Below are 25,803 nucleotides of genomic sequence, written 5' to 3'. Positions count from 1 at the left end.
AAGGATGATGAGGTGAGGGCGTGCCGCACTACGACCTGGTGATCGTCGGGACCGGATCGGGCAACTCGATCCTCGACCCCCGCTTCGCCGACTGGAAGACGGCGATCGTGGAGAAGGGCGTCTTCGGCGGCACGTGCCTCAACGTCGGCTGCATCCCGACGAAGATGTTCGTGCACACCGCCGACGTGGCCGCCGCACCCGCGGCCGGCGCCCGGCTCGGCGTCGACCTGCGGCTCGAGGGCGTGCGCTGGCGGGACGTCCGAGACCGGATCTTCGGCCGGATCGACCCCATCGCCGAGGGCGGCCGACGCTACCGGAAGGAGCACGAGGACAACGCCGCCGTCACCGTGTACGAGGGGCAGGGGCGGTTCACCGGGCACAAGGAGCTCACGGTCTCCCTCGCCGACGGCCGGCCGCCGGAGACGCTCACCGCCGACCGCTTCGTGCTGGCCGCGGGCGGGCGCTCGGTGCTGCCGGACGTGCCCGGCCTCGCCGACGTCCCCCACCACACCTCGGACACCGTGATGCGGATCGACGAGCTGCCCGAGCGGATGGTGATCCTCGGCAGCGGCTTCGTCGCCGCCGAGTTCGCGCACGTCTTCGCGTCGTTCGGGGTGCGGGTCACGATCGTGGCGCGCTCCGGTGCGCTGCTGCGCGCGGAGGACGTCGACGTGAGCACCCGGTTCACCGAACTGGCCGCGCGGCGCTTCGACGTGCGGCTGAACCGGACCACGGTGGGCGCCCGCCGCACCCCGGACGGTGGGGTCGCGCTCGACCTGGCCGGGCCGGACGGCGCGGAGAGCGTCGAGGGCGACCTGCTGCTCGTGGCGACCGGCCGGCGCCCCAACTCCGACCTGCTCGACGTCGCCGCCACCGGCGTGACCACGCTGCCCAGCGGGCACGTCGTGGTGGACGATCACCAGCGGACCGTGGTGGACGGCATCTACGCGCTCGGTGACATCTCCTCGGCGTTCGAGCTCAAGCACGTGGCCAACCACGAGTCCCGGGTGGTGCAGCACAACCTGCTGCACCCGGACGAGCCGATCGCCGCCGACCACCGGTTCGTGCCGCACGCGGTGTTCAGCTCGCCGCAGGTCGCGTCCGTGGGGCTAACCGAGCAGCAGGCCCGCGAGCGCGGTGTGCCGTACGTCAGCGCGACCCAGGACTACGCCGGCATCGCCTACGGCTGGGCGATGGAGGACAGCACCGGCTTCGCCAAGCTGCTGGCCGACCCGGCCACCGGGCTGCTGCTCGGCGCGCACATCATCGGGCCGCAGGCGTCCACCCTGATCCAGCCGCTCATCCAGGCCATGAGCTTCTCACTCGACGCGCGCACCATGGCACGCGGCCAGTACTGGATCCACCCGGCGATGCCGGAGCTGGTGGAGAACGCCCTGCTCAACCTCCCGCTCAACTGAGTTCGGGCTGGGCGGTGGCCCGGTTCAGACGTACCGGGGCCGGCCCGCCACCCAGCCGGCCACCAGCTGCACCAGCATCGCGGCGATCAGCATCCCGAACGGCACGGTCCACCCGCCGGTCAGGTCGTGCAGGAAGCCGAACAGGAACGGCCCCAGCGCGGCCAACAGGTAGCCGAGCCCCTGCGCCATCCCGGACAGCGCGGCGGTGTCCTCGCCCGTCCTGGCGCGCAGCGCGATCGTCGTGAGCGCCAGCGAGAACACGCTCATCCCGATCCCGAGCAGCACCGTCCACAGCAGCGGCGCGGCGCCCGGCGCCACCAGCAGTCCCACCAGCGAGGCCAGCGCGAACGCACCGAGCCCGACGATCCACCCGCTCTGGCTGCCGCCCCGCGCAGCCAGCGGCGGCACCACCAGGCTGATCGGCACGGCCAGCATCGACACCAAACCGAGCAGCAGGCCGGCGTCCGTGCGGCTCACCCCGGCGTCGACCAGCACCTCGGGCAGCCACCCCATCACCACGTAGGCCAGCAACGCCTGCAGGCCGAAGAACAGTGTGACCACCCACGCCAGCGGGCTGCGCAGCAGCGAGCGGCGCGGCGCGGAGCCCGGCGGCGCGGAGCCGGTCGACGCCGGGCGCAACCGGCCGCCACGGGTGGCGAGCAGCCACCCGGCGAGCGCCACCGCCGCCAGCAGCGCCCATCCGGCCAGCGCCGCCCGCCACCCGCCGAACGTGCCGGCCAGCGGCGGGGTCAGCGCCGAGCCGAGTGCCCCGCCGCCCTGCAGCGCGGCCGTGTAGATCCCGGTCATCAGCCCGACCCTCGCCGGGAAGGAGCCCTTGACCACCACCGGGACGAGCACGTTGGCCAGCGCGATGCCGGCGGTCGCGACGAGGGTGCCGCCGAGCACCACCAGTGGGCCGTCGAGCACGCGCAGCACGAGACCGGCGGCGAGCACGGTGAGCGCGAGGCCGACCGCGGCGGCCAGGCCGGCCCGTCGGGCCAGCCACGGCGCGGCGAGCCCGGCGACCGCGAAGCACAGGCCGGGAAGGGTGGTCAGGACGCCGGCCCAGGTCGCGGAGGCCCCGAGGTCGTCCCTGGCCTCGCCGAGCACGGTGCCGACACTCGTGATCGCGGGCCGCAGGTTGAGTGCCACGAGTACCACGGCGACCGCCAAGAGCAGGCTCGCACTGCGCCGTCCGGTGCCATCCTGGCCCCGGGACTCGATCGCGTCCTCCGACCCGAGTTGAATGGCGGGGGTGTGCTGGCTGCCGGAGACGGAGGATTCGGCGGTCACGCCATCGAGTGTCCCAAAGATGGGATGTCTGGACGACACCGTGTGACACGGTCGCCGACCACGCATCCAGCAGGAAACGGACGAAAGGACAACGCCGTGCCACTGGCCACGACGCGCCGCACCGGACTCGTCGAGCAGGTGATCGGGCAGCTTCGGGCGGCGGTCACCCAAGGCGACTGGCCGGTGGGCCAGCGGATCCCGCCGGAGGCCGAGCTGGCCGCCCGGCTGGGCGTGGGCCGCAACACCGTGCGGGAGGCGGTCCGCGCGCTCGCCCACGGCGGGCTGCTGGAGGTACGCCAGGGTGACGGCACGTACGTCCGCGCCACCAGCGAGGTCTCCGGCGCCATCCGCCGGCTCTGCGGTTCGGAGCTGCGGGAGGTGCTGCAGGTGCGGCGGGTGCTGGAGGTGGAGGGCGCGCGGCTGGCCGCCCGCCACCGCACGGCCGAGGAGCTGCGCCTGCTCACCGACCTGCTCGACGAGCGCGACCGGATCTTCGCCGAGCGGCCCTTCGCCGAGTTCGCCCGCGTCGACGCCGAGTTCCACTTCGCCGTCGTGCGGTGCGGCCGCAACGCGCTGCTCACCGAGATCTACCGGGGGCTCACCGAGGCCGTGACGGCGAGTGTGGCCGCCACCTCGGACCCCTACCCGGAGCCGGCGCCGATCGAGCACGGCGGACTGTTGCGGGCCATCGCCGACGGCGATCCGGAGCGCGCGGCGGCCGAGGCGAGCGGCTTCCTCGACCAGCTGCTGGCCGGGCAGGACCAGACGGCACGCTGATCGCCGGCCGGTCGCGGAGGCTCCGGCGCGCTCGCCGTCCCGAGCGTCGAGCTCGCGGTCAGGGGAGGGTGAGGATCTCCGCGCCCGTGTCGGTCACCAGGATGGTGTGCTCGAACTGGGCGGTCCACCGCTTGTCCTTGGTGGTGACCGTCCAGTCGTCGTCCCACACGTCGTACTCGATGGTGCCGAGGGTGATCATCGGCTCGATGGTGAAGGTCATGCCCGGCTCGATCAGCGTGGTGACCGACGGCTCCTCGTAGTGCAGCACGGTCGGCGGGGTGTGGAACGCGGGGCCGACGCCGTGCCCGGTGAAGTCCCGCACCACGCCGTAGCCGAACCGCTTGGCGTAGGACTCGATGACCCGGCCGATCACGTTGAGCTGCCGGCCGGGGCGCACCGCCCTGATCGCCCGGTTCAGCGCCTCCTGGGTGCGCTCGACCAGCAGCCGCGCCTCCTCGTCGACGTCACCAGCGAGGAAGGTGGCGTTGGTGTCGCCGTGCACGCCGCCGATGTAGGCGGTGACGTCGATGTTGCAGATGTCGCCGTCCTCGATCACCGTCGAGTCCGGGATGCCGTGGCAGATGACCTCGTTGAGCGAGGTGCAGCACGACTTCGGGAAGTTGCGGTAGCCCAGGGTCGACGGGTAGGCGCCGTGGTCGAGGAGGAACTCGTGCACCACCTTGTCGATGTCGTCGGTGGTGTTGCCGGGCTTGACCGCCTTGCCACCCTCCTCCAGCGCCTGCGCCGCGATCCGGCCGGCGACCCGCATCGCCTCGATCACCTCGGGGGTACGCACGCCGTTGCCGGTGTCCCGCTTCGGGGCGGGCTTGCCGACGTACTCGGGATGGGCGATCGCGGGTGGGACGGGGCGGGGCGGCGACTGCACGCCGGGGGTCAGTGGTGCACGCTGGGGCATACCTCCACCCTACGACGCCCCCGGGGCGGCCGTGACGAGGCCGACCAGTTCCGCGGCGTCTCGCAACCGGTGGTCATAGGCGACGAACACCTCCAGGTCACCGCGTAGCGCCATCGCCGAAGCGAGGTGGATCGCGTCCAACGACCGAAGCGGTCCTGGCAGCGATCCCGCCGCGTCCAGCAACTCCGGCGTCATGGGCAACTGCATGATGTCGCCGAGGATCACCTGGGAGCGCAGATAGGCGACATCGCCGCCTTTCCGGACCGCACGCGGCACCTCGACGCGGCACAGCGCCGAGCTGACCTTCGCCACCTCCCGACGGTCCGCCAGCCACGCGTCCAACGCCGCGGTCTCCTTCTCCTTGAGCACCAGCTTCACCAGGGCCGAGGCGTCGAAGTAGATCACCAGCGCTCCTCGTCGCGCAGCCTGGCGAGCTCGTCGGACGCGCTGAAACCCAGGTCGAGCGGCTCGGGAAGGTTACCGCTGAGCGCGCCGGTCGGGCGCTCGGGCGGTAGGAGCGCTCCGGTCGCCAGCATCTCGTCGACCCGACTCCGGGGCACCACCGGCCGCAGCTCGGCCACGGGGTGACCGCGGTCCGTCACCGTGAACGACTCACCCGCGGCCACTCGTCGCAGATACACGCTGGCATTCTGCCGCAGCTCACGCACGCCGATCCGATCCATGTGCTACATGGTAGCACATTCTGGGGTTGCTCAGAACAACACGGTGGCGTAGCGGCCGACCTGGTGGAAGCCGATCCTGCGGTAGGCGGCCAGCGCGGGCGCGTTGTAGGAGTTGACGTACAGGCTCGCGGTGCGGCCCATACCGCGGACCAGCCGGTTCACCACTGCCGCCGTGCCGGTGGTGCCCAGCCCCTCCCCGCGGCGCTCGGGGTGCACCCACACGCCCTGGATCTGCCCGACGCTGGACGAGAGCGCGCCGATCTCGGCCTTGAACACCACCTCGCCGCCTTCGAAGCGGGCGAACGCTCGGCCGCCGGCGATCAGCTCGGCCACCCTGGCCCGGTAGCTGGCGCCGCCGTCGCCGGCCCGGGGGTCGACGCCGACCTCCTCGATGAACATGGCGACGGCCGCCGGCAGGTACCGGTCGAGTTCGTCCGGGCGCACCGAGCGCACCAGCGGGTCGGGCGCGCGCAGCGGCGGCCCGTCCAGCGCCATCAACGGCTGGTCGGGGCGCAGCTCGCGGGGCGGCCCCCACTCGCCGGCCAGCTCGTCCCACAGGCCGAGGACCTGCTCGGCCGGCCCCACCAGGGACGAGCAGGTGCGCGGGCGGCGCAGGGCGCGGTCGGCGAACGAGCGCAGCGCCGCGCCGTTGCCGCGCAACGGGATGAGGTTCGGGCCGGAGAAGCACAGCCCGGGCAGCCGGCCGGCGCGGCCCGACCGGCCCTCCGTCGCCCACAGCTCGCCGCCGAGGCGCCACGGCTCCAGCCCGGCGACCTCGACCCGGGCGGCCACCATGCAGCTGCCGACCGGGTCGGCGGCGAGAGCGGCGCGGACCGCCGGATAGTCCCGATCGTCGAGCAGCCGCGCACCAGCTAGCCGCAACACGTGGTCAAGACTGCCAGAAAACGGCGGTCACGGAAATCCAACCCACCCAACACGCTGGGTTCGGTCGGTCAGGCCCCCGGATAGGTCCCGAACACCCACAGGTTGCCCTCCGGGTCGGCGATCTCGACGTCCCGCGAACCGTGGTCGGTCTCGTGGGGCTCCCGCTCGATTCGGGCACCGGCGGCCGCGGCCCGCCGGTGCACCGCGTCCGGGTCCTTCGTCACCACGTACACCCCGTGGCCACCCTGGGCCCGCGCCCGCCGCTCCGGATGGCAGAGGCTCGCCGAGCCGTACATCACGCCACCGCCCTCGGGCCACCGCAGCTCGCCGTGCGCGATGGACGTGCCGTCGGCGCCGTGGACGGTCATCGTCTCGGTGAACCCCAGCACCTCGACGAGGAAGCGACGCGCCGCCTCGGCGTCGGTGTACAGCAGGGCCGGCCACACTCCTGGGCCGGTCGTGCCCGCCTTGGTGGTGGTCGCCTTGGTCGTGGTCGCATCAGTCATGGGCACAGTCTCGCGCCGGAGCGCCCGGCTCGGCTTGGAGAAAGGGGAGCTCCTCGGCCAGCCAGGTACCGGGCGAGCAGCCGGCGAGGGCGCGCCACTCGTTGGTCAGGTGGGCCTGGTCGTAGTAGCCGCAGGCCACGGCGAGCTCGGCGAGCGGCAGCGTGGCCTCGCGCCAGAGCAGTGCGCAGGCCCGCTCGAAGCGGATCACCCTGGCGGCCTGCTTCGGGGTCAGCCCGAGCTCTCGACGGAAACGCTCGCCGAGGTGCCGCCGGCTCCACCCGACCTGGTCGGCGAGCGCCGAGGTGCGCGCGGTGCCCCCGGTGGCCAGCAGCCGCCGCCACGCCGCGGTGACCTCGGGGACCGGCGGTCCCGCCTCGGTCAGCTCGGCCCGCAGCACGTCGTCCAGCACGGCGAACCGGCGGGACCAGCCGGTGGTGGCGGCGAGCCGCTCCGGCAACGTGGCCAACCGGGGCGGGCCGAGGTCGCGGAGATCGACGACGCGGCCGCCGAGCTCGGCGGCCGGCATCCCGAGCAGCCCGCGGGTGCCCAGCGGGTTCAGCTCGAGGTGAACGCCCTCCTGCACCGGGTCCTGCCCGATCAGATGGGTGCCGCGTGCATGCCGCCGACCAGGGCGCGCAGGCGGCCCGGCGGACGGCTCGGATCGGGCAGCCGGAGCATCCGAATCGGGTCGGCCAGGCTGATGATCAGGGTGACGTGCCGGCTGGGCAGGCCGCGGTGCACGGCCATCGGGACCGCTGACCTCCGGTAGCCGATGTAGCGGTTCACCAGGTGCCGCAGCGCCGGGTGCGGAGCCCGGGTGACGAACTCGTCGTCGGCCATCGCGGCCTCACCGGCCTTCGGTCTCAGAACATTGAGGTGTCCAGCTCGACGTCGAACGGCGCGCCGATCCGGATCGGTTGCCCGAACGGGACCCGGAGCGTCCGACTGTAGACGCCCTGGACCGGCTCGGTGAACAGTGACACCGCGGGGCCTTCCTGGTCGAACTCGTCGATCAACAGGTACCGCGGGATCCCGCCGTGGGCATAGGCCCACTTCTTCTTCCGCCGGTCGTGCTCCGCGTTGCCCGGAGAGGTGATCTCGACGGCCAGCGACACGTGCTCGGCCGGCACCGGGTCGGCGTTGCGGGGGATCACGTCACGAGGCGCGACGCAGAAGTCCGGCACGTAGATCGCGTTGACCTCACGGATGCCCACGCCCTGGGGCTGGAACAACTCACAACCCTCGGGCATAGCAGGAAGCAGTGCGCGGTTCACCCGGCCGGCGATCAGATTGTGCGATCCCCCGGGCGGTGGCGTCATGTGGATCCCCTCGACGGTGAGCTCCGGCCGCCAGCCTTCCGGGACCGTCAGCTCCCGCCAGGTCTCCAGCAAGTAGTCCCAGCTCGGGCCGGTGTCCACCGTCACGGCGCTCATCGGTCCACTTCCTCCCCGCTCACGACCGTCGATCAGGATAGCCGGCACCGGTGACGACGCCTCAGCTCCGCGGTCCTCCCTGCCGGCGATCTCGCGACGCACTACCGAGGCCATCTCGGTGCCCAGCAGCTCGGTGCCCCCTCGATGCCCCGCGGCGTCTCCGCTGCGGCTCACCGGTGTGCGGACCGGTGGTGAGCTCGCCGAAGGAGTAGATGTCGAACTTCGAACGGCATCAGCCGACGGTGACCACCGGCTCGCCGCCGCCGTCCGCCTCACCGGCCTCCTCGGCGATGCGCATGGCCTCCTCGATCAGCGTCTCCACGATCTTGTGCTCGGGCACGGTCTTGATCACCTCGCCCTTGACGAAGATCTGGCCCTTGCCGTTGCCGGACGCCACGCCGAGGTCGGCCTCCCTGGCCTCACCGGGCCCGTTGACCACGCAACCCATCACCGCGACCCGCAGCGGCACCTCCATGCCCTCCAGCCCCGCGGTGACCTCGTCGGCGAGCTTGTACACGTCGACCTGCGCCCGCCCGCACGACGGGCAGGACACGATCTCCAGCTTCCGCGGCCGCAGGTTCAGCGACTGCAGGATCTGGCTGCCGACCTTGACCTCCTCCACCGGCGGCGCGGACAGCGACACCCGGATGGTGTCGCCGATCCCCTGCCGCAGCAGCGCCCCGAAGGCCACCGCGGACTTGATCGTGCCCTGGAACGCCGGTCCGGCCTCGGTGACGCCGAGGTGCAGCGGGTAGTCGCACTGCTCGGCCAGAATCTCGTAGGCGCGGATCATGGTGACCGGGTCGTGGTGCTTGACCGAGATCTTGATGTCGTGGAAGTCGTGCTCGGCGAACAGGCCGGCCTCCCACAGCGCCGACTCCGCCAGCGCCTCGGGGGTGGCCTTGCCGTGCTTGCTCAGGATCCGCGGGTCCAGCGACCCGGCGTTGACCCCGATGCGGATGGGCGTGCCGTGGTCCTTCGCCGCCCGCGCGATCTCGGCGACCTTGTCGTCGAACTTCTTGATGTTGCCGGGGTTCACCCGCACCGCCGCGCACCCGGCCTCGATCGCGGCGAACACGTACTTCGGCTGGAAGTGGATGTCGGCGATCACCGGGATCTGCGACTTCGTCGCGATCGCCGGCAGCGCCTCGGCGTCGTCGGCGCTCGGGCAGGCCACCCGGACGATGTCACAGCCGGCCGCGGTCAGCTCCGCGATCTGCTGCAGGGTCGCGTTGACGTCGGCGGTGACCGTGGTGGTCATCGACTGCACGGAGATCGAGTGCTCGCTGCCGACCCCCACCGGGCCGACCATGAGCTGACGGGTCTTGCGGCGCTCGGCGAGCACCGGCGGCGGCATGGCGGGAATACCAAGTGCGACGGTCATCGGGTCCTCTGCAACCGGTCTGGAATGCGACAAGCCCACGATACCGGCGCCACTCGAGCCCCGCGGGTGGTCCGAGCGGAGGCCGCGACGCGGGTCACTCCATGATGCGGATGGGGTTGACGATGTCGGCGGTGATCGTGAGCAGCATGAACGTGCCGCCGATCACCACCAGCACCATCGTCACCGCGGACAGCTTGGCGTAGTCCACCGGGCCGGCGGCGGCCTTGCCGCGCAGCTTCCGGATCCAGTCGCGGACCCGCTCGTACCAGGTGATCGCGATATGCCCGCCGTCGAGGGGGAGCAGCGGCAGCAGGTTGAACACGCCGACGAAGAAGTTCAGGCTGGCCAGCAGGAACAGGAACAGCTGCCACAGGCCGTGCTCCACCGCCTCGCCGCCGATCCGGCTCGCCCCGACGACGCTCACCGGGGTGTTCGGGTCGCGCTCCGCACCGAAGATCGACTTCACCACCGCGGGGAGCCGCTCGGGGAGCTCGAGCAGCCGCTGCCAGGTCGCCGCGAACATGTCGCCCGAGTAGCCGAGCGTGCCGCCGATCGCGGCGAGCGGGCCGTACTCGAACTCCCGGGGGAAGCTGACCCCGATCGAGCCGACCTCCTCGATCCGCGGCGGCCCCTCGGGGTTCCTCGGGTCCGGGACGGGCCGGGTGACCTGGGTGACGTCCACCCGGAGCGGCACGACCTCACCGTCCCGGCGGACCTCGATCGTGGTCGGGCCGGACAAGCCCTGCACCTCGCGGATCACGTCGGTGAAGGTCGGGGTGCGCTGGCCGGCGACCGCGACGATCACGTCCCCGGGCTGGACCCCCGCGGCCGCCGCGGGTGCCGGCGAGTCGGGACGGCAGTCCGGGTTGCGGTACTCCTCCAAGGTGCGGGCGTCCTGCACGCACGGTGACAGCGCCGCCACGTGCGGTGTGCCGAGGAAGTTCGGCAGGCCCATCGAGATGGCCATCAGGTACAGCACGATGAAGCCGAGGACGAAGTGAGTCACCGAGCCGGCGGCCAGCACGACCGTGCGCTTCCAGACCTTGAACCGCCACATCGCCCGCGGAGCCTCGTCCGGGGTCACCTCGTCGAGCGCGGTCATCCCGGCGATGTCACAGAACCCGCCGAGCGGGATCCACTTCAGCCCGTACTCGGTCTCGCCGCGCCGGAAGGAGAACACCTTCGGCCCGAACCCGACGAAGTAGCGGCGGACCTTCATCCCGAAGGCCTTGGCGGTGAGCATGTGGCCCGCCTCGTGCAGCGCGACGGACACGCAGATGCCCAGCGCGAACAGCACGACTCCAAGAATGTAGGCGAGCACCCGCTACTTCCCCTCCCGGCCGAGCTCGGCCGCGGCGCGGGCCCTGGCCCACTGCTCCGCGGCGAGTACGTCGTCGATGTCGCGTGGTTCGCGGCGCCACTGGTCGGCGGCGTCCACCACCCTGGCAACAGTGTCCACGATGGAGGTGAAGCGGGTGTTCTGCGCCAGGAAGGCGGCCACCAGCTCCTCGTTGGCCGCGTTGAACACCGCCGGAAGGCAGCCGCCCTCCGTGCCGGCGTGCCGGGCGAGGTTCACCGCGGGGAACGCCTCGTCGTCCACCGGCTCGAACGTCCACGCCGCCGGCGTGTCCCACCGGCAGGCCGGCGCGGCGCCCGGCACCCGGTCCGGCCAGTTCAGCGCCAGCGCGATCGGCAGCCGCATGTCCGGCGGGCTGGCCTGGGCGATGGTCGAGCCGTCGATGAAGGTCACCATCGAGTGCACGACCGACTGCGGGTGCACGACCACGTCGATGCGCTCACCCGGGATGCCGAACAGCAGGCTCGCCTCGATCAGCTCGAGGCCCTTGTTCACCAGCGTCGCCGAGTTGACGGTCACCAGGGGGCCCATCACCCAGGTGGGGTGGGCGAGCGCCTCCTCGGCGGTCACGCCGGCCAGCTCGGCCCGGCTCCGGCCGCGGAACGGTCCGCCGGAGGCGGTGAGCACCAGCCTGTCGACCTCCTCGGCGCGCCCCCCGCGCAGCGCCTGCGCCAGCGCGGAGTGCTCGGAGTCCACCGGGACGATCTGCCCGGGCTTGGCGGCGGCGAGTACCAGCGGCCCGCCGGCGATCAACGACTCCTTGTTGGCCAGCGCGAGGCTGGCGCCGGTGCCGAGCGCGCGCAGGGTCGGCGCGAGGCCACGCGCGCCGGGCAGCCCGTTGAGCACCACGTCGACCGGCACGGCGTCGATCAGCTCGAGCACCGCGTCGGCGCCGGCGAGGATGCGCGGGAGGCGGAACTCCCCGCGGGCGTAGCCGCGTCGCTGCGCCTCCGCGTAGAGGGCGAGCTGCAGGTCCTCGACCGCGGTGGGCCGGGTCAGCGCCACGGCGTCGACACCGAAGGCCACGGCCTGCGCCGCGAGGGCCGCGGGGTCCGACCCGCCGGCGGCGATGCCGGCGATCCGGAAGAGGTCGGGGTTGCGCGCGGCCACGTCCAGTGCCTGGGTGCCGATCGAGCCCGTGGAGCCGAGCACCAGCACGCTTCGTTTCGCGTCCATCGCCGACCATTGTCGCCAGATTGTCGCCATCGCCACGGCCGGGGCGGCGCGGGCACTCCCTTGCGGTGTGGAATCATCCCGGTGAGCCCTCGGGCCCGGGCACGCGTCGGCGAGGCGGCCGAGTGGGCGCGGGGGGCGGATCAGGTCGGGCGAGTCGGTGTGGAGGGAACTCGTGGCGGGCAAGGCGGTCGAGAAGCGGCGGCAGGCGGGCGTGCGCACGGTGGACCCGCGGGACGAGCCGTCGGCCGAGTGGGGCTGGCACGGCGAGTTCCCCAAGGCGTCCCGGATCGCCGGTTGGTTCACCGTCTTCGGGCTGCTGGTCATGCTGATCGGCAACCACGAGAACAACACCGAGAACGTGTGGCTCATCGGCCTCGCCGTCGGCCTGGCCGGCCTGCTGTTGATGGACATCCGCAAGCAGCGGCTGTCCTGGCGGCGCTGACCGTTCAGGGGCGCCGCGCCTCGACCAGCCAGCACGCCGAGTCGTAGCGCACTCCCCGCTCGGTCCGGTGGTCGGCCAGGGTGGCCCGCAGATCGTCGAGCGCGCGGGCCCTGCCAGCGGCGTCGAGGCCCTCGAGCATCCCGGCGTGCTGCCCCGTGACGAACCGGGCGGCGTCGTCGACGTCGCGACCGAAGTACATCGGCGCGGTCAGGCCGCGCAGCCGCACCTCGGTGAGCCCCGCCGAGGTCAGCAGCCCACGGACCTGGTCGGGGTCGCTCAGCGAGAACGGGCTGGGCGCCTCGGTCGGCGGCGGGGGCAGCTCCCGGCCGGCGGCCAGCGCCGCGCGGAAGGCGCCGATCCACGGGTTGCGCTCCGGCGGTTGCCAGGTCAGCAGGACGAGCCGCCCACCACGGCGGGTGGCCCGCGCGAGGTTGGCGAAGGCGGTGCGCGGGTCGCCGAAGAACATCACCCCGTGCCGGCTGGCGATGAGGTCGAAGTGCTCGTCGGGGAAGGGGTGGACCTGGGCGTCGGCCTGCTGGAACGTGACGTTCGCCAGCCGCTCGCGCTCCGCCAGCCCGCGGGCGAGTTCGAGCATCGGCGCGGACAGGTCCATGCCGAGTGCCGATCCCGCGGTCGCACGGGTGGCCAGGTCGCGGGTGAGCCGGCCGCTGCCGCAGCCGACGTCGAGCACCCGCGCCGTGGTGTCGACGGCCGCCGCGTCGAGCAGTGGGCCCTGGTACTCGGCGACGCCCTCGTCGAACCGCTCGGCGCGCTCCGCCCAGTACGCGCCCGTGGCGCCGTCCCAGGCCCGCAACTGGTCACTGTTGGCGGGGTCGACCCGCACCCCGATGCTCTCGGTCATCGCCTCCCCCTTCGTCCGCGGGCGGGACCCTACCGAAGGCACCGGCGCGCTCGCACACCGATTCTCCGATCGTGGCCTTCCGGCGGCGCCGGGACACGTGCCGGCGCAGTCAGGCCTCGGCGGCGAGTTGGCCGCAGGCGGCGGCGATCTCCTGGCCGCGGGTGTCCCGTACGGTGCAGGCCACCCCGCCGGCGTTGACCCTGCGCACGAACTCCCGCTCGACCGGCTTCGGGCTGGCGTCCCACTTCGAGCCCGGCGTCGGGTTCAGCGGGATCACGTTCACGTGCACCAGGTGCCCGAGGTGCTCGCGCAGCACCTTCGCCAGCAGGTCCGCCCGCCATGGATGGTCGTTCATGTCCCGGATCAGCGCGTACTCGATCGACACCCGCCGGCCGGTGGTGTCCAGGTAGTATCGCGCCGCGCGGAGCACCTCGGCGACCGGCCAGCGGTTGTTCACCGGCACCAGCTCGTCGCGCAGCTCGTCGTCCGGGGCGTGCAGCGACACCGCGAGCCGGACCTGCATCCGCTCGTCGGCCAGCCGGCGGATGGCCGGCGCGAGGCCCACCGTCGACACGGTCACCGACCGTTGCGAGATGCCGAGGCCGTCCGGCGCCGGGTCGGTGATCCGCCGCACCGCGGCGACCACCCGGTTGTAGTTGGCCAGCGGCTCGCCCATCCCCATGAACACGATGTTCGACAGCCGGCCGGGACCGGGCTCGCCCGCGGGCCCGGGCATCAGGTTGTCGCGCATCACCGCGGCGGCCGCGCGGACCTGGTCGACGATCTCGGCGGTGGAGAGGTTGCGGTCGAGCCCGCCCTGCCCCGTCGCGCAGAACGGGCAGGCCATACCGCAGCCGGCCTGGCTGGAGATGCACAGGGTGGCCCGGTCGGGGTAACGCATCAGCACGCTCTCCAGCAGCGTGCCGTCGTGCGCCCGCCACAGCGTCTTGCGGGTGCTGCCGCCGTCGCAGGCCACCGCCCGCACCTCGGTGAGCAGCGGCGGCAGCAACGTGTCGGCCAGCCGGCGCCGGGCGGAGGCCGGGATGTCGGTCATCGCGTCCGGGTCGACGGTGAGGCGGGAGAAGTAGTGGTGGGACAGCTGCTTGGCCCGGAACGGCCGCTCCCCCAGTTCGGCGACCGCCGCCGCGCGCTCGGCGGAGGTGAGGTCGGCGAGGTGCCGCGGCGGCAGGCCACGGCGCGGTGCGTCGAAGACGAGGGGGAGGGCAGTCATAGCACCTCCCAGTGTCCCACGGGCGCCGGTCCGCGCCCCCGTGTCCCGACCGGACTTGCCATCCGACTGTTTCCGATATATCGTCGACGTGTCGTGATGCTACGAGAAAGGATGAACGACATGAGAAGGGCACGATTCGACCGGTCCCTCGTGGACCGTCACCCACGCCGGCAGGGCCACGGTCCACACGTTCCGCACCGGCACGGCGGGTTCCGCCCGTTCCCACCCGAGTGGGGCCACCCCGGCCACGAGCCCGGCGGGCGGCGCGGCCGTGGTGGCCGGCGCGGCCGGCGCGGCGACGTCCGCGCCGCCATCCTCACCCTGCTGGCCGAGCAACCCCGGCACGGCTACGAGATCATCGGCGAGATCGGCGAGCGCAGCCGCGGGCTGTGGCGGCCGAGCCCCGGCTCGATCTACCCCACGCTGCAGTTGCTCGCCGACGAGGGACTGGTGCGCAGCACCGAGGACGGCGGCAAGCGCCGGTTCGAGCTCACCGAGGCGGGACACACCGCCGCCGCGGAACTGGACAGCACGCCGCCGTGGGAGCACATCGCGCACGACGTCGACCCGCGGGAGGTCGAGCTGCGCAAGGCCGCGGGCGCGCTGATGGGCGCGCTGCACCAGGTGTCGGCCGTGGGCACCGCCGGCCAGAAGGCGAAGGCGGTCACCGTGGTCAACGAGGCTCGGCGGGCGCTGTACGGGATTCTCGGCGAGATCGACGACCCCATCGACGAGCCGGCCGCGGACGAGACCTGACCGGGCACGGGGCTCAGGGGCTCAGGGGTTCAGGGGCTCAGGAGGCCGGCGGGCCGGGACCGGACGAGGATCCGGTAGCCGACCGGGAGGGTCAGCTCGCGGCGGGCGCCCCCGTTGCGCCGAACGGTCTCGGCGATCGCCCGCTCGGCCACCGGCCCGCTGAACTCGATGCGCAGCACCGACTCCAGGGTCTCCCGGTCGGGAAACCGCCACCGGGTCTCCACCCTGCGACAGCGGAACCCCTGCTCGGTGAAGAACCGGTCGACGGCCGCGGCGTCGTACCGGGGCAGGTCGGCGCGCATCCAGTCGCCGTAGGGCCCGTGCCGCACGTCGAGGTCGACGATGGCCAGGTGGCCGCCCGGTCGGAGCACTCGGTCGGCCTCTCGCAGACCGGGCTCACACCCCGGACCGAAGAAGTAGGCGGTCCTGGCGTGCACGAGGTCGACGTGCGCCGACGGCAGCGGCAGCCGCTGGGCGGCGCCGCGGAGCACCTCGACGATGTCCAGCCCGGCGGCGCGGTCCCTGGCCCGCTCGACCAGCGGGGGGTGTGGCTCCACGCCGACCACCGATCGGGCCGTCTCGGCGAACCGGGCCAGGTGGAAGCCGTCGCCGCAGCCGAGGTCCAGCACGTCGCGGCCGGCCCAGTCGCACTCCTCGCGCAGCACCCGCCAGATCACCCCGTGCACGTCCTGTGCCCGGTTCTCCCGCTCGTAGTCCCGAGGGTGGTACCAGATGTTGGGACTGGGCAGCACGTCCACCTTGCGGCCGAACCTCATCACGTGACCAGCATATTCACGCAAACGGGCCCGTGAGACCGCCCGATTCGGGCGTTTTTCCCGCGGCGCCTGTTTCAGTACGTGACATTTGGCGTTCAGGTTTCACTACTTCGACGTAAAATTCTCCTTCTTCGAAGGGGATGATCATGTCGCTCGGTATGCCCGACCGCGGCCCGGTCCTGCGGCCCGGCACGCCCTGCTGGGTGGAGCTGGCGACGCCCGACGAGGCGCGGGCCCAGCACTTCTACGCCGCCCTCCTCGGCTGGCGGTACGACACCCGGCCGGACCCGGTCACCGGGCGGTACGCGATCGCGTCGCTCGGCGGGGAGCCGGCGGCCGGCCTGTACCTGGCGGGGGCGGGCCAGCCGTCTGGCTGGACCGTGCACCTGGCGGTCGGCAACATCGACGCCGTCGCCGAGTGGGTGCCGCGCCTGGGCGGGCGGCGGGTGCTCGGCCCCGCCGACATCCCGCATCGCGGCACCATCCTGCACGCCACCGACCGGAGCGGCGCGCCCGTGGTGTTCTGGCAGTTGATGGACACGTGGCGGTTCGCGGTCGGCGTGCCGGGAGCGTTCGCCGGCGCGGACCTCAACACCCACGACGGGGCGGCCGCCGACGTCTTCTACTGCCACCTGTTCGGCTACACGAGCATGCAGATCGGCGGGGACGGACTCGACTACGCGGAATGGCGGCTGGACCACCTGCCGGTGCTCTACCGCTACGTGATGGGCAGCGAGTACGAGCCGACCGCGCAGCCGCACTGGATGGTCTACTTCCTGATCGACCCCGCCCGCGGCACCGACTCGGTCGCCGCGCACGCGACGATGCTCGGTGGGCGGGTCGTGGCGCCACCGTTCGACACCCCCTACGGCCGCACCGCGGTGCTGGCCGACCCGGGCGGGGCCACGTTCTCGGTCATCGACCACACCACGGCGGTCGACGGCTGGGGCCGGGCCGAGGTCGACGACCCGTACGACGACTGAGCTACCCGGGAACGAAGGCGGTCAACAGTAGCCAGGACACGACCGCGGAGGGCAGCAACGAGTCCAGCCGGTCCATCAGACCGCCGTGGCCGGGCAGCAGCGAGCCCATGTCCTTGATCCCGAGATCCCGCTTGATCAGCGACTCCACGAGGTCACCGAGGGTCGCGGTGAGCACGATCGCCGCGCCGAAGAGCACGCCCTGCCACGCCTGCCCTTCGAGCAACAGCGCGAGGCTGAGCGCGCCGGCCACGATTCCCGCGGTGAGCGAGCCGGCGAAGCCCTCCCAGGTCTTCTTCGGGCTGATCGACGGCGCCATCGGGTGGCGGCCGCCCAGCACCCCGGCGACGTAGCCTCCGGTGTCCGACGCCACCACGACGATCATGAAGGTGAGCACCCTGCCCACCCCGTCCGCGGGTGGCACCAACATGGCCGCGAACGCCGCGAACAGCGGCAGGTACGCCACGGCGAAGACGGACGCGCCGACGTCCCGCAGGTAGCCCTGCGCGCCGCCGGGCAACCGCCAGAGCAGGCAGGCCAGCACGGTGAGCACGAACGCGGTGAGCACGCCCTGCTGGCCGAACGGCCAGGCCAGCCAGATCATCGCCTGGCCGCCGGCCAGCACCGGCACCAGCGTGACCCGGATCTCGGCCGCCCGGCGCAGCGCGCCGGCCAGCTCGACCGTGCCGACCACGATCGCGGCGGCGATGATCCCGATGAACAGGTACCGCACGGTGAGCAGCGACACCAGGATCGCCGCGCCGAGCACCACACCCACCGCGATCGCGGCCGGCAGGTTCCGGCCGGCGCGCGAGGACTTCCCCGGCGAGTCGGCGGCGCCCGGGCTCTCCTCGCTCACTCTCGCTCCCACCCTGCCCACGTGACCGTCACACCTCGAGCAGTTCGGCTTCTTTGTGCTTGACGAGCTCGTCGACCTGGTGGACGTACTTGTCGGTCAGGTTCTGCAGCTCCTTCTCCGCGCGCACCACGTCGTCCTCGCCGGCCTCGCCGTCCCTGGCGATCCGGTCGAGCTCCTCCTTCGCCTTGCGGCGCACGCTGCGGATGGAGACCCTGGCGTCCTCGCCCTTGCTCTTGGCGATCTTCACCATCTCCTTGCGCCGCTCCTCGGTGAGCTGCGGGATGACCACCCGGATGACCTGGCCGTCGTTGCCCGGGTTCACGCCGAGGTCGGAGTCCCGGATGGCCTTCTCGATCTCGCCGAGCTGGCTGACGTCGTAGGGCTTGATCACGGCCATCCGCGCCTCGGGGATGTTCACGCTCGCCAGCTGGTTCAGCGGGGTGGGCGCGCCGTAGTACTCGACGACGATGCGGGAGAACATCGCGGGCGTCGCCCTGCCGGTGCGCACCGTCGCCAGGTCCTCCTTGGCGACGGACACCGCCTTTTCCATCTTCTCCTCGGCGTCGAGAAGGGTCTCGTCGATCACGGCTACTCCTTGCTCTGTGGCGGCTGTGGCGACCGGCGCCGCAGCGGGTCTATACCGGCTCCGGGCACGGGGGTGTGCTGACCAGTGTGCCGATCCTCTCACCACGCACCGCGCGGGCGATGTTCCCCTCGGTGAGAAGGTTGAACACGATGATCGGCATCCGGTTGTCCATGCAGAGGCTGAACGCGGTGGCGTCGGCGACCTTGAGCCCGCGTTCCAGCACCTCGCGATGGGTGACCTCGTGGAACATCCTCGCGGTCGGGTCGCTCCTCGGGTCGGCGGTGTAGACACCGTCGACCGCCTTGGCCATCAGCACCGCCTCGCACCCAATTTCCAGCGCGCGCTGGGCGGCGGCGGTGTCGGTGGAGAAGTACGGCATCCCGGTGCCGGCGCCGAAGATCACGACGCGGCCCTTCTCGAGGTGGCGCTCGGCGCGGCGGGGGATGTAGGGCTCGGCGACCTGGCCCATGGTGATGGCCGTCTGCACGCGGGTGGGCACGCCCTCCTTCTCCAGGAAGTCCTGTAGCGCGAGCGAGTTCATCACGGTACCGAGCATCGCCATGTAGTCGGCCCTGTCGCGGTCCATGCCGCGCTGGGACAGCTCGGCACCGCGGAAATAGTTGCCGCCGCCGATGACCACCGCCATCTGCACTCCGGTGCGAACCACGTTCGCGATCTGCACGGCCACCGAGTGCACGACGTCGGGGTCGACCCCGACCGCGCCGCCGCCGAACATCTCGCCACCCAGCTTGATCAACACCCGCCGGTAGCCCCCGTCGGGCCGCTCTGCACTCATCTCGCCTCCTGTGTCCGGCGGGGTGGGGCGGTGCGTCCCTCGGCCCCGGCGTCCGCCTGCCTCGATCCGAACAGTGCTGGTAGATACCAATCCGACCGAAAGCGAGCTGTCGGCCAGGTCACGACGCTGCGGCGGTCTGCTTGCTTTCGGTCTCCTTGGTACCCCGTGGTCCCCCACAACCGTGCCCCGTCCCCGACGTGGCCGGAGACGGGGCACAGTTGGTCGTGCGGATGGTGCTACTGCTGGCCCACCTCGAACCGGACGAACCGGGTGACCGTGACGCCGGCCGCGTCGAGCAGGGCCTTGACCGTCTTCTTGTTGTCGGTCACCGACGGCTGCTCGAGCAGCACGGTGTCCTTGAAGAAGGCGTTGACCTTGCCCTCGACGATCTTGGGAAGGGCCTGCTCGGGCTTGCCCTCCTCGCGGGCGGTGCGCTCGGCGATGCTCCGCTCGTTCTCGACGATCTCGGCCGGAACCTCGTCGCGGTTGAGGTACTTCGGCTTGAGCGCCGCGACCTGCAGGGCGGCGCCCCGCGCGGCGTCGGCGTCGTCACCGGTGTACTCGACGAGCACCCCGACGGCCGGCGGCAGGCCGGCGCCGCGGCGGTGCAGGTAGGTGGCGACGGTGCCGTCAAAGGCCACGGCGCGGCGCAGCTCAATCTTCTCGCCGATCTTGGCGGAGAGCTCCTGGATCGCGTCGTTGACGGTCTTGCCGTCCAGCTCGGCGGACTTGAGCTGCTCGACGTCGTCGGTGCGGACCTCCTTCTGCACGCCGACGATCCGGTCGGCGAGCTGCTGGAACTCCTCGTTCTTGGCGACGAAGTCGGTCTCCGAGTTGAGCTCGATCAGCACGCCGCCGTCGCCGGCGACCAGGCCCTCGGCGGTGGCCCGCTCGGCCCGCTTGCCGACGTCCTTGGCGCCCTTGATGCGCAGGTACTCGACGGCCTTGTCGAAGTCTCCTTCGCTGTCCTCCAGCGCCTTCTTGCAGTTCATCATGCCGGCGCCGGTCAGCTCGCGGAGGCGCTTGACGTCCGCCGCGGTGTAGTTCGCCATCGTTTTCCTTCTCCCCTGGGGGCGTGTGGGTGGGTAGCTGGGCCGTGGATCAGGAGGTGGTCTGCCGGGAGCCGGCCTCGACGTTCTCGCCGGCCTGCTCCGCGCCGGCCGCGGCCGGCTCGCCGCCGGCGAGCAGCTCCTTCTCCCACTCGGCGAGCGGCTCGTCGGAGGCCACACCGGGCTCCGGCTTGTCCTGGCCTTCCGCGGCGGCACCGTTGCGGCCCGAGCGCGCCATCAGCCCGGCGGCCGCCGCCTCGGCGACCACCTTGGTGAGCAGCGCGGCGGAGCGGATGGCGTCGTCGTTGCCGGGGATCGGGTAGTCGACCTCGTCCGGGTCGCAGTTGGTGTCCAGGATCGCCACGACCGGGATGTTGAGCTTGCGCGCCTCGCCGACGGCGATGTGCTCCTTCTTGGTGTCGACGATCCACACCGCGCTCGGCACCTTCGACATGTCGCGAATGCCGCCGAGGGTCTTCTCCAGCTTGTCCTTCTCGCGGGTGAGCGTGAGGATCTCGCGCTTGGTCAGGCCCTGGAAGCCGCCGGTCTGCTCCTGCGCCTCGAGCTCCTTGAGGCGCTGCAGCCGCTTGTGCACGGTCTGGAAGTTGGTGAGCATGCCGCCGAGCCAGCGCTGGTTGACGTAGGGCATGCCCACGCGCTGCGCCTCCTTGGCGATGGCTTCCTGCGCCTGCTTCTTGGTGCCGACGAACAGGATGGTGCCGCCATGGGCGACCGTCTCCTTGATGAACTCGAAGGCGCGGTCGATGTAGCTCAGCGTCTGCTGCAGATCGATGATGTAGATGCCGTTGCGCTCGGTGAAGATGTAGCGCTTCATCTTCGGGTTCCAGCGGCGGGTCTGGTGCCCGAAGTGCACGCCGGAGTCGAGCAGCTGCTTCATGGTGACGACGGCCATGGCCGGGTTCGCACCTCTTCGTGTCTGGCGCGCCGGGGCGTAGGCTCCGGCACGCGTGGTCGGTTTTGTCGCGGCTGGCCGGGTGGACAGCCGCCCTGGTGCCCGTGCCGGTGCCCGGACCCTTCGGTCGCCTGGTCGTCCCTGTCGTGCCGGCCTGGTGGTGGGGCTTCCGCCCGCTGTCACCCGTGCCGGTCACCGATCGTGGACGTCCGGCAGCCGCTGGGACCGCCGGGCGCCGTGCTCCACTGGATTGCTCCCATTGGTGTGGAGCGCGCACGTGCACGCGGAGTCAGCCCGTGTGAACACAGACTGCGGAGGACAGTGTACGCCGCCCCACCGACCTCCTCCGCACCGGCAACCCCCTCCGACGCCGGTTATCCACATCGACCCCCGTTGTCCACAGATTCCTACGACGGCCCCCACACCGCGCCCCGCCCCCCGACCCTGGAGCCATGAGCTCGATCCCCCGCCCGCTGCTGGCGCTGGTCCTGGTCCTGGTCCTGCCATTGGTGTCCGTCCCGCCATGGCCGCCGGAGGGCGCGGCACACGCCCAACCCCCGCCGGAGACCCACACCCCGGCGCTCCCCCGGCCGGCGGCGACCGTGCTGCCGCCGCTCCCCACGCCGGGCACGCACGAGTCGGGCACCCTTGCGGTGACGTCCCGGTACGAGCCGGTGCGAGCTCACTCGGCGGCGCTGGATCCCCGCTTCGGCTGGCCGCTGTCGCCGGACCCGCCGGTGACCCGGAACTTCGACCCGCCGGCCACTTCCTACGGCTCGGGGCACCGCGGGGTCGACCTCGGGGCCGCGCCCGGGCAACCGGTGCTCGCCGCCGGGGAGGGCGTGGTCGTGTTCTCGGGGACGCTCGCCGGGCGCGGTGTGGTGTCCATCGACCACGACGGGGGTCTGCGCACCACGTACGAGCCACTGGTCCCCGGGGTGGTGGTGGGTGACCAGGTGTTTCGCGGCCAGGTGATCGGCGAGGTCGTCACCGGCCACCCGGGATGCCCGGCGGCGGCCTGCCTGCACTGGGGTGTCCGGCGGGGTGCCGAGTACCTGAACCCGCTGCGCCTGGTGGGACCGGAAACCCGCTTCCGGCTGAAACCGTGGTCGGGATGAGCCCGAGCCCCGACCCGGGGTTCGGCTGGCGAGCGCGTGGGCGGCGTGCCTCGACCAGGCGACCCACCGCCAGCCGTACCCGACAGCCCGGCCGGCCACCGCTTTACCTGGTCGACCGATGCCTGGCCGGCCACCGCTGCCTCACCGGCCGCGCTGCCTGGCCGCGCGCCGCCGCCGGCCGGCCGACGTCGCCTGCTTCCGTGCCGCCGGCCAGTTGACCGTTGCCTGCTCCAGCACCGCCGGCCGGCCGTTGCCTGGCCCAGTTCCGCCGGCTGGCCGACCACCACTAACCGAGCCGAGCGGGAGGAGGGAGGGGCCGGGGGTGAAGAAGGCAGGGCGGCCCGAGGCGGGACGGGAGGAGGTGCCGTCAGACGGTGGCCTGTTCCATCAGCTTCGCCCGCAGCCGCAGCACCGCGCGGGTGTGCAGCTGGCTGACCCGGGACTCGGTCACCCCGAGCACCTTCCCGATCTCGGCGAGCGTGAGGTTCTCGAAGTAGTAGAGGCTCACCACGACCCGGTCCCGCTCGGTGAGGTGGGCGATCGCCTCGGCCAGCTGCCGGCGGTTGTCCTGGTCCACCAGGATGGCGACGGGATCCACCGCGTCGTCGTCGGCCAGGGTGTCGACCAGCGAGCCGCAGTCCTTCCCGGCCGTGACCAGGTCCTCGAGGGCGACCACGCTGGTGAGCTGCAGTTGGCCGTAGAGGTCGCGCAGCTCGTCGAGCGAGATACCGAGCTCGTCGGCGAGCTCGGCGTCCGTCGGGGTGCGGTGCAGGCGGGCACCGAGACGCTCCAGGGCACGCTCGGCCTCCCGGGCGCGGCTGCGCACCACGCGGGGCACCCAGTCCTGCGAGCGAAGGTCGTCAAGGATGGCGCCGCGGATGCGCTGCATGGCATAGGTCTCGAAGCGCAGGCCGCGTTCCGGGTCGAACTTCTCGATGGCGTCGACGAGACCGAAGATGCCCGACTGCACGAGATCACCCACGTCGATGTGGGTGGGCAGGCCGGTACCCACCCTGCCGGCGACGTACTTCACCAGCGGGGCGTAGTGGAGCACCAGGCGGTCGCGGATGCGTTGCTGGGGTGACCGGATGAACTGTTCCCACAGGGCCTGGATGCCCGCCTCGACATCGTTGACATGACCGTCGCCCTGTCCCGCCGCCTGCCCGCACGTCCGGTCGGCGGACCGGCCGCCGTCGCGCTGCGCGGTGCCCGCCCCCGTGCTCGCCGCCCGCCGGAGGAGGCCGCCGGGACGGTCGGCCTGCTCGGTGGTCACTCGCATGTAGGACGCCAACGCGGGGTCTGCCAAATCTCCCCCGAAATCATCGGGCACGGGGGTGGGTTCGGTCATGAATCGCCTTCAGCCGCTCGACGGTCACGTGAGTGTAGAGCTGCGTCGTGGCAAGCGTAGCGTGACCGAGCAGTTCCTGAACGCTTCGAAGGTCGGCTCCGCCCTCCAGGAGATGGGTCGCCGCGGAGTGCCGCAGCCCGTGTGGGCCCATCTCGGCGGCCCCGGGCACCGCCTCGACCGCGTCGTGCACGGTGCGGCGGACCGCGCGCGGATCGAGCCGACCACCGCGAACGCCCAGGAACAGCGCCGGTCCCACGGACCGGGTCACGGCGGCGGCGAGGTGGGGTCGGCCCTGGTCGAGCCAGTCGCGCAGCGCGTCGGCCGCGGGCACCCCGAACGGCACCGTGCGCTCCTTCGCGCCCTTGCCCAGCACCCGGACCACCCTGCGGGTGAAGTCCACGTCGTCGACGTCGAGGCCGCACAGCTCGGAGACGCGAATCCCGCTCGCGTACAGCAGCTCCAGCACGGCCCGATCACGCAGGGCGACCGGATCCCCTTCGGCGGCGCCGGACGCGGCGGCCTTCATCAGCTCACCGGCCTGATCGGGACGCAGGACACCGGGCAGCTTCCGGCGCGCGCGGGGAGCGACCAGGCGAGCCCCCGGGTCGGCGGGGAGCATGCCCGCGCGGTGGGCCCAGGCCGTGAAGGTGCGGATGGCCGCGGCCCGCCGGGAGAGCGTCGTGCGGCTGAGCCCCGTGGTCCGTTGGCCGGCCAACCAAGCCCGGAGCACGTCGATGCCGAGCCCGTCCAGGATGACCGCATGCTCCCGCCCGGGTCGGCCATCGGCCTCGCCCCGCTCGCTGCCGCCGCGCACTGGGGCACCAGGTTCCGCGCCGACGCCTCCTGGTTCCGTGCCGCTGCCCTCGGTGTTCGCACCGCTCGGGCTGTCGCCGGTCGCCGCGCCGCCAGGGCCGCCGGAATCGTCGCCGGCCTGGTTCGCGGCGCGACCGCGGGAGGGGTCGGTCACGCCGTGCAGGAAGCCCAGGAGGGACAGCACGTCACCCACGTAGGCACGCACCGTGTGCGGCGAGAGGTTGCGCTCCAGCCGTAGGTGCCTGGCGAAGTCGTCCACCAGCTCGGTGGCGGCGGGTGGCAGGCGGGCGCGCACCTCCGCGAGGTCCGGCCGGCGGCCGGAGGTGCCCGAACCCGACCGGTGTTCTCCGGGGGACGCCATGACACAGGACGCTGCGCGAAGCCGCATCGCTGGTCAAGCATCGCCACGCCGTTTCGATCCGAGTACCGGTTCGGGAGGAGCGAGATGGGGCGGGCGAGAGCATCGGTCGGGCGGGATGGCCCGCGGATCGGCGGGCCCGGCACCGGGTCGACGTGCCGGGATCGCCCGATTCGCCGAAGCCGTCTCCGGCCGCTCCGGGCAACGCTTCCCCGGCCATCGGGCGGAGGCCATCGGGCGGAGGCCATCGGGCTCGGGCATCGGACTCGGGCATCGGACTCGGGCATCGGGCTCGGGCATCGGGCAACGGGCCCGGCAAGCCGGCCGATGGCACCGCCACAGCTCGGATGCGCGCAGACGAGCACACCTCGCACCCAGCAGGAAGAACCTCCCGTCAGCGGTGGATCGGCTGCCGCGGCCCGGAGCCGATCCTCACTCACGGGTCGGCCCACTCCAGCACGGTGGCCGTCTGGCCGGAGGCATGCCACCAGCCGCTGGAACATCGCTCGGCGAAGCCGTCCAACTCCAGAGCGGGCAGGAGCCCACCCACCTCGACCAACGGCACACCGAACTCGGCCACCACCTCCCGGTCCGAACCACCCATCCGGCGGGAGCGTGCCTCGTGCACGTGAACAGCCCGCGAGCACAGCCGGCCGCTGGGCACGCACCGCTCGGAGGTGGGCGGTCGCTTCGGAATCAGCAGCGGGACATCCCCCCAGCATCGAGTCGGCTGGCGCCACCGCGAGCCGGCCGCCACTCATGGGCCCGCCCCCTGCGGGACTGGCCGCCCGACGGGCGGCGCGCCCGGCCAACCACCGGAGCCCGCTCCGCGAACACCCGCTGGAGCACCGCTCGGCGAAACCGTCCAACCCCAGAGCGGGCAGGAGCCCACCCACCTCGACCAACGGCACACCGAACTCGGCCACCACCTCCTCCCCGAACCACCCGCCCGATGGGTGGGGCCCACGGTGGCCTCGATACGTACGCGGTACCCGAGGCCACCGTCGGCTCGTGTCCTGCCGAGGCCCGCCCCGATATGAGCACGAGGCTGCTCCAGGAAACGCACCACCGGCGGGGCGCGCCTCATC

The 25,803-nt window shown here is 72.3% G+C and carries 29 protein-coding genes; 6 read left to right on the top strand and 23 right to left on the bottom strand.

The window, feature by feature from the left end:
* Positions 1-20 precede the first annotated feature (20 nt).
* On the top strand, positions 21-1,418 hold the full coding sequence (locus tag BM051_RS00915; RefSeq protein WP_092526450.1) for a mycothione reductase: 1,398 nt from the start codon (positions 21-23) through the stop codon (positions 1,416-1,418).
* A gap of 24 nt (positions 1,419-1,442) precedes the next feature.
* On the opposite strand, the gene BM051_RS00910 is transcribed toward BM051_RS00915, so the two are convergent.
* Entirely contained in the window at positions 1,443-2,711 is a 1,269-nt protein-coding gene (locus tag BM051_RS00910; protein ID WP_243859277.1) for a CynX/NimT family MFS transporter, read from the bottom strand.
* A 96-nt stretch (positions 2,712-2,807) separates the two neighbouring features.
* On the opposite strand from BM051_RS00910, the gene BM051_RS00905 reads away from it, so the two are divergent.
* Positions 2,808-3,488 (top strand): FadR/GntR family transcriptional regulator, encoded by a 681-nt coding sequence (locus BM051_RS00905; protein ID WP_092526444.1) that lies wholly within the window; start codon positions 2,808-2,810, stop codon positions 3,486-3,488.
* Positions 3,489-3,546: 58 nt separating this feature from the next.
* On the opposite strand, the gene map is transcribed toward BM051_RS00905, so the two are convergent.
* From map to dxr, 11 genes are all read right to left on the bottom strand, one after another.
* Complete coding sequence (map, locus tag BM051_RS00900; RefSeq protein ID WP_092526440.1) at positions 3,547-4,404, bottom strand: type I methionyl aminopeptidase; 858 nt, start codon at positions 4,402-4,404, stop codon at positions 3,547-3,549.
* 9 nt (positions 4,405-4,413) lie between these two features.
* Complete coding sequence (locus tag BM051_RS00895) at positions 4,414-4,809, bottom strand: type II toxin-antitoxin system VapC family toxin (protein WP_092526437.1); 396 nt, start codon at positions 4,807-4,809, stop codon at positions 4,414-4,416.
* Positions 4,806-5,087, bottom strand: coding sequence for a type II toxin-antitoxin system Phd/YefM family antitoxin (locus tag BM051_RS00890; protein WP_092526434.1), 282 nt, complete (start codon positions 5,085-5,087; stop codon positions 4,806-4,808). The genes BM051_RS00895 and BM051_RS00890 overlap by 4 nt, the downstream gene beginning before the upstream one ends.
* A gap of 30 nt (positions 5,088-5,117) precedes the next feature.
* On the bottom strand, positions 5,118-5,972 hold the full coding sequence (locus BM051_RS00885; RefSeq protein WP_092526431.1) for a GNAT family N-acetyltransferase: 855 nt from the start codon (positions 5,970-5,972) through the stop codon (positions 5,118-5,120).
* 68 nt (positions 5,973-6,040) lie between these two features.
* Positions 6,041-6,478, bottom strand: a complete 438-nt coding sequence (locus tag BM051_RS00880; protein WP_092526428.1) for a VOC family protein — start codon at positions 6,476-6,478, stop codon at positions 6,041-6,043.
* Positions 6,471-7,061, bottom strand: coding sequence for an AraC family transcriptional regulator (locus tag BM051_RS00875; protein ID WP_341770763.1), 591 nt, complete (start codon positions 7,059-7,061; stop codon positions 6,471-6,473). Before BM051_RS00875 ends, BM051_RS00880 begins: the two co-directional genes overlap by 8 nt.
* A gap of 14 nt (positions 7,062-7,075) precedes the next feature.
* Positions 7,076-7,318 carry a hypothetical protein gene (locus BM051_RS30425; protein WP_341770762.1) on the bottom strand — a complete coding sequence of 81 codons (243 nt, stop codon included), beginning with the start codon at positions 7,316-7,318 and terminating at the stop codon, positions 7,076-7,078.
* Positions 7,319-7,341: 23 nt separating this feature from the next.
* Entirely contained in the window at positions 7,342-7,911 is a 570-nt protein-coding gene (locus BM051_RS00870; RefSeq protein ID WP_092526425.1) for a Uma2 family endonuclease, read from the bottom strand.
* A 232-nt stretch (positions 7,912-8,143) separates the two neighbouring features.
* The gene (gene ispG, locus BM051_RS00865) at positions 8,144-9,295 is read right to left on the bottom strand and encodes a flavodoxin-dependent (E)-4-hydroxy-3-methylbut-2-enyl-diphosphate synthase (protein ID WP_092526422.1); all 1,152 of its coding nucleotides are present in this window, start codon (positions 9,293-9,295) and stop codon (positions 8,144-8,146) included.
* Positions 9,296-9,389: 94 nt separating this feature from the next.
* On the bottom strand, positions 9,390-10,616 hold the full coding sequence (locus BM051_RS00860; protein ID WP_092526419.1) for a M50 family metallopeptidase: 1,227 nt from the start codon (positions 10,614-10,616) through the stop codon (positions 9,390-9,392).
* A 3-nt stretch (positions 10,617-10,619) separates the two neighbouring features.
* Positions 10,620-11,828 (bottom strand): 1-deoxy-D-xylulose-5-phosphate reductoisomerase, encoded by a 1,209-nt coding sequence (dxr, locus tag BM051_RS00855; RefSeq protein ID WP_092526416.1) that lies wholly within the window; start codon positions 11,826-11,828, stop codon positions 10,620-10,622.
* A 172-nt stretch (positions 11,829-12,000) separates the two neighbouring features.
* On the opposite strand from dxr, the gene BM051_RS00850 reads away from it, so the two are divergent.
* On the top strand, positions 12,001-12,270 hold the full coding sequence (locus BM051_RS00850) for a DUF2631 domain-containing protein (RefSeq protein ID WP_092526413.1): 270 nt from the start codon (positions 12,001-12,003) through the stop codon (positions 12,268-12,270).
* Positions 12,271-12,274: 4 nt separating this feature from the next.
* Here BM051_RS00850 and BM051_RS00845 read toward each other — a convergent pair whose 3' ends face one another.
* Both BM051_RS00845 and rlmN read right to left on the bottom strand, forming a co-directional pair.
* A complete protein-coding gene (locus BM051_RS00845; protein ID WP_092526410.1) occupies positions 12,275-13,132 on the bottom strand; it encodes a class I SAM-dependent methyltransferase in 858 nt (285 codons plus the stop codon).
* Positions 13,133-13,241: 109 nt separating this feature from the next.
* A complete protein-coding gene (rlmN, locus tag BM051_RS00840) occupies positions 13,242-14,363 on the bottom strand; it encodes a dual-specificity RNA methyltransferase RlmN (protein ID WP_092526407.1) in 1,122 nt (373 codons plus the stop codon).
* 120 nt (positions 14,364-14,483) lie between these two features.
* Between rlmN and BM051_RS00835 the strand changes: the two genes are divergently transcribed.
* Positions 14,484-15,119: a PadR family transcriptional regulator gene (locus BM051_RS00835; RefSeq protein ID WP_092526404.1), complete on the top strand. Its 636-nt coding sequence runs from the start codon at positions 14,484-14,486 to the stop codon at positions 15,117-15,119.
* A 29-nt stretch (positions 15,120-15,148) separates the two neighbouring features.
* On the opposite strand, the gene BM051_RS00830 is transcribed toward BM051_RS00835, so the two are convergent.
* A complete protein-coding gene (locus tag BM051_RS00830) occupies positions 15,149-15,895 on the bottom strand; it encodes a class I SAM-dependent methyltransferase (protein ID WP_092526401.1) in 747 nt (248 codons plus the stop codon).
* Positions 15,896-16,041: 146 nt separating this feature from the next.
* Here BM051_RS00830 and BM051_RS00825 point away from each other — a divergent pair, with 146 nt between their 5' ends.
* Positions 16,042-16,878: a VOC family protein gene (locus BM051_RS00825; protein ID WP_092528329.1), complete on the top strand. Its 837-nt coding sequence runs from the start codon at positions 16,042-16,044 to the stop codon at positions 16,876-16,878.
* 1 nt (position 16,879) lies between these two features.
* Here BM051_RS00825 and BM051_RS00820 read toward each other — a convergent pair whose 3' ends face one another.
* The 5 genes from BM051_RS00820 to rpsB all read right to left on the bottom strand — a co-directional run bounded on the left by BM051_RS00820 (position 16,880) and on the right by rpsB (position 21,078).
* Positions 16,880-17,734, bottom strand: coding sequence for a phosphatidate cytidylyltransferase (locus tag BM051_RS00820; protein WP_243859276.1), 855 nt, complete (start codon positions 17,732-17,734; stop codon positions 16,880-16,882).
* A gap of 28 nt (positions 17,735-17,762) precedes the next feature.
* Positions 17,763-18,320: a ribosome recycling factor gene (gene frr, locus BM051_RS00815; RefSeq protein WP_092526395.1), complete on the bottom strand. Its 558-nt coding sequence runs from the start codon at positions 18,318-18,320 to the stop codon at positions 17,763-17,765.
* A gap of 49 nt (positions 18,321-18,369) precedes the next feature.
* Positions 18,370-19,116: a UMP kinase gene (pyrH, locus tag BM051_RS00810; RefSeq protein ID WP_092526392.1), complete on the bottom strand. Its 747-nt coding sequence runs from the start codon at positions 19,114-19,116 to the stop codon at positions 18,370-18,372.
* Between the two features lie 236 nt (positions 19,117-19,352).
* Positions 19,353-20,168, bottom strand: coding sequence for a translation elongation factor Ts (gene tsf / locus BM051_RS00805; protein WP_092526387.1), 816 nt, complete (start codon positions 20,166-20,168; stop codon positions 19,353-19,355).
* A 49-nt stretch (positions 20,169-20,217) separates the two neighbouring features.
* Positions 20,218-21,078, bottom strand: coding sequence for a 30S ribosomal protein S2 (gene rpsB, locus BM051_RS00800; protein WP_092526385.1), 861 nt, complete (start codon positions 21,076-21,078; stop codon positions 20,218-20,220).
* Positions 21,079-21,530: 452 nt separating this feature from the next.
* On the opposite strand from rpsB, the gene BM051_RS00795 reads away from it, so the two are divergent.
* Positions 21,531-22,196, top strand: coding sequence for a M23 family metallopeptidase (locus BM051_RS00795; RefSeq protein ID WP_092526382.1), 666 nt, complete (start codon positions 21,531-21,533; stop codon positions 22,194-22,196).
* A 367-nt stretch (positions 22,197-22,563) separates the two neighbouring features.
* On the opposite strand, the gene BM051_RS00790 is transcribed toward BM051_RS00795, so the two are convergent.
* From BM051_RS00790 to BM051_RS28870, 3 genes are all read right to left on the bottom strand, one after another.
* On the bottom strand, positions 22,564-23,544 hold the full coding sequence (locus tag BM051_RS00790; RefSeq protein WP_092526379.1) for a FliA/WhiG family RNA polymerase sigma factor: 981 nt from the start codon (positions 23,542-23,544) through the stop codon (positions 22,564-22,566).
* Positions 23,516-24,718, bottom strand: coding sequence for a tyrosine recombinase XerC (locus BM051_RS00785; protein ID WP_092526376.1), 1,203 nt, complete (start codon positions 24,716-24,718; stop codon positions 23,516-23,518). Before BM051_RS00785 ends, BM051_RS00790 begins: the two co-directional genes overlap by 29 nt.
* Positions 24,719-25,151: 433 nt before the next feature.
* Positions 25,152-25,319, bottom strand: coding sequence for a hypothetical protein (locus BM051_RS28870; protein WP_166677603.1), 168 nt, complete (start codon positions 25,317-25,319; stop codon positions 25,152-25,154).
* Positions 25,320-25,803 lie beyond the last annotated feature (484 nt).

Origin of the sequence: Amycolatopsis arida, from assembly GCF_900115565.1 — a bacterium.
GTDB lineage: Bacteria > Actinomycetota > Actinomycetes > Mycobacteriales > Pseudonocardiaceae > Yuhushiella > Yuhushiella arida.
This window is presented reverse-complemented; position numbering and strand designations above follow the sequence as displayed.

What these genes read in the sequence shown, in the direction of transcription:
- BM051_RS00785 (WP_092526376.1), bottom strand. Translation starts at nt 24,718, where the DNA reads ATGGCGTCCCCCGGAGAACACCGGTCGGGTTCGGGCACCTCCGGCCGC.
- tsf (WP_092526387.1), bottom strand. Translation starts at nt 20,168, where the DNA reads ATGGCGAACTACACCGCGGCGGACGTCAAGCGCCTCCGCGAGCTGACC.
- rpsB (WP_092526385.1), bottom strand. Translation starts at nt 21,078, where the DNA reads ATGGCCGTCGTCACCATGAAGCAGCTGCTCGACTCCGGCGTGCACTTC.
- map (WP_092526440.1), bottom strand. Translation starts at nt 4,404, where the DNA reads ATGCCCCAGCGTGCACCACTGACCCCCGGCGTGCAGTCGCCGCCCCGC.
- BM051_RS00890 (WP_092526434.1), bottom strand. Translation starts at nt 5,087, where the DNA reads ATGGATCGGATCGGCGTGCGTGAGCTGCGGCAGAATGCCAGCGTGTAT.
- BM051_RS00830 (WP_092526401.1), bottom strand. Translation starts at nt 15,895, where the DNA reads ATGAGGTTCGGCCGCAAGGTGGACGTGCTGCCCAGTCCCAACATCTGG.
- BM051_RS00845 (WP_092526410.1), bottom strand. Translation starts at nt 13,132, where the DNA reads ATGACCGAGAGCATCGGGGTGCGGGTCGACCCCGCCAACAGTGACCAG.
- BM051_RS00835 (WP_092526404.1), top strand. Translation starts at nt 14,484, where the DNA reads ATGAGAAGGGCACGATTCGACCGGTCCCTCGTGGACCGTCACCCACGC.
- dxr (WP_092526416.1), bottom strand. Translation starts at nt 11,828, where the DNA reads ATGGACGCGAAACGAAGCGTGCTGGTGCTCGGCTCCACGGGCTCGATC.
- BM051_RS30425 (WP_341770762.1), bottom strand. Translation starts at nt 7,318, where the DNA reads ATGGCCGACGACGAGTTCGTCACCCGGGCTCCGCACCCGGCGCTGCGG.
- BM051_RS00870 (WP_092526425.1), bottom strand. Translation starts at nt 7,911, where the DNA reads ATGAGCGCCGTGACGGTGGACACCGGCCCGAGCTGGGACTACTTGCTG.
- ispG (WP_092526422.1), bottom strand. Translation starts at nt 9,295, where the DNA reads ATGACCGTCGCACTTGGTATTCCCGCCATGCCGCCGCCGGTGCTCGCC.
- BM051_RS28870 (WP_166677603.1), bottom strand. Translation starts at nt 25,319, where the DNA reads ATGGGTGGTTCGGACCGGGAGGTGGTGGCCGAGTTCGGTGTGCCGTTG.
- BM051_RS00795 (WP_092526382.1), top strand. Translation starts at nt 21,531, where the DNA reads ATGAGCTCGATCCCCCGCCCGCTGCTGGCGCTGGTCCTGGTCCTGGTC.
- BM051_RS00880 (WP_092526428.1), bottom strand. Translation starts at nt 6,478, where the DNA reads ATGACTGATGCGACCACGACCAAGGCGACCACCACCAAGGCGGGCACG.
- pyrH (WP_092526392.1), bottom strand. Translation starts at nt 19,116, where the DNA reads ATGAGTGCAGAGCGGCCCGACGGGGGCTACCGGCGGGTGTTGATCAAG.
- BM051_RS00825 (WP_092528329.1), top strand. Translation starts at nt 16,042, where the DNA reads ATGTCGCTCGGTATGCCCGACCGCGGCCCGGTCCTGCGGCCCGGCACG.
- BM051_RS00790 (WP_092526379.1), bottom strand. Translation starts at nt 23,544, where the DNA reads ATGACCGAACCCACCCCCGTGCCCGATGATTTCGGGGGAGATTTGGCA.
- rlmN (WP_092526407.1), bottom strand. Translation starts at nt 14,363, where the DNA reads ATGACTGCCCTCCCCCTCGTCTTCGACGCACCGCGCCGTGGCCTGCCG.